Below are 1,462 nucleotides of genomic sequence, written 5' to 3' on the forward strand. Positions count from 1 at the left end.
TAGTGAGGCGGTTTCTTGCACCCTAAATTCAGTAAAAGGAGTATACAAATGAACTTTCCCAATAAAATTAATGCAAAAAATATTAATTGTACCGATATTAAACGGGAACATATTGCTCATTTTGATACACCACATCAGGCAACATCTCAGCGACAACAATTTTCACAAGATGTTCATCACGAATATTCATTAAAACATGAGCAAGCTCTTCCATCACACAAGCCTTTTGAAGAGGAGAAGGCAACGATAACATCACATTCAAATCAAGAAAAACAAAATTCTCAATCGCTATGTGTAGAGCGGGTTCAAGTATCTGTACCGATAAAACTGAATTTGACATTGACAGTTCAAGTGGAAATGAACCAACAATCACATTCACCGTTTTGTTCAGATGAATAAATTGCGAAATTGTCTGAATAGACTGAGCAATATTATCCAACAAATATGCGTACTCTTCAGGGATTTTTGCCATTTCAATTTTAAAAAATGGGCGAATTTCCATAGGTAGTTTCTGATAAATATAAGTAGAATCTAGCATTATTTATCTCCTATATTGGTTGTATGCAAACACCAATATACCACGTTGGCGAGCGTGGAAAAATAACTCGCCAAAGATTTGACACCCGCCGCCCTTTGATTTAGGATATAGCCACTTTCAAACGAAAGTCGGGATTAGCCTCCTGAATTACGTGAGCGGTGAAAAAATAATGGTCGCTCAAAGCGACTTTTTTTATAACCGAAATCTAGCAAATCAAAGGGTACGATAATTTGTCGTAACCTTTAAAACCTAAAAAAGGTAGGTTCAATTTGAGCCACCCTTTTGAAAGTTGTCAATGATGGGCTAGGTTGGAGGATCGAAAGATCCGCCGTAACTCACGTAACGGTAAGGCTAATCCAATCTAGTTCATCACCAATGATTAGCCTCAACGGTGATGAGTTTTAAAACTTATTACGTGAGAACAAAACAATGACAACTTTAACTTTTCAAAACACTACTCTATCGGTTATCAATCAACAAAATCAAATTTGGCTAGCTACAGCAGAAATCAGTAAGGCTTTAGGCTATAATCGTTCTGATAATTTATTAAAACTCTACAACTCCCACGCTGACGAATTTACCCCAAATATGACCGCACTTATTGATATGAAAACCAACGGCGGAATGCAAAAAGTGCGTATATTCTCTTTGCGTGGTTGCCACTTAATCGGAATGCTTTCACATACCAAAGTAGCAAAAGAGTTTAGAAAATGGGTGCTGGATATTCTTGATAGAGAAACACAACAACAACTTGCTCTACCTGAACCACAAAAACCTAAAACGATCGAAATTGATACAGATGTTTTAGACGCACTTATCAAATACTGCAAGTTAGCTAAACGACATGGTGAGCAACTAGAGCCAGCTATGCGAACAATCTATACATCACTTGGCTTAGAGCGATATATCAAAAATAACTTTGCG

Annotated in this window: 2 protein-coding genes; one reads left to right on the top strand and one right to left on the bottom strand. The window is 37.0% G+C overall.

The genetic code is table 11. The features are described from left to right. Positions 1-97: 97 nt before the first annotated feature. The gene (locus tag QS62_RS11755) at positions 98-538 is read right to left on the bottom strand and encodes a hypothetical protein (protein ID WP_066110401.1); all 441 of its coding nucleotides are present in this window, start codon (positions 536-538) and stop codon (positions 98-100) included. A 429-nt stretch (positions 539-967) separates the two neighbouring features. Between QS62_RS11755 and QS62_RS11760 the strand changes: the two genes are divergently transcribed. Then, positions 968-1,462, top strand: a 495-nt coding sequence (locus QS62_RS11760; protein WP_082966204.1) for a BRO-N domain-containing protein, incomplete at its 3' end; no start/stop codon positions are given.

This window comes from Gallibacterium salpingitidis, assembly GCF_001678495.1.
Lineage (GTDB): Bacteria > Pseudomonadota > Gammaproteobacteria > Enterobacterales > Pasteurellaceae > Gallibacterium > Gallibacterium salpingitidis.

Excerpts from the sequence above, each read along its gene's own strand:
- QS62_RS11755 (WP_066110401.1), bottom strand. The coding sequence starts at position 538 with ATGCTAGATTCTACTTATATTTATCAGAAACTACCTATGGAAATTCGC.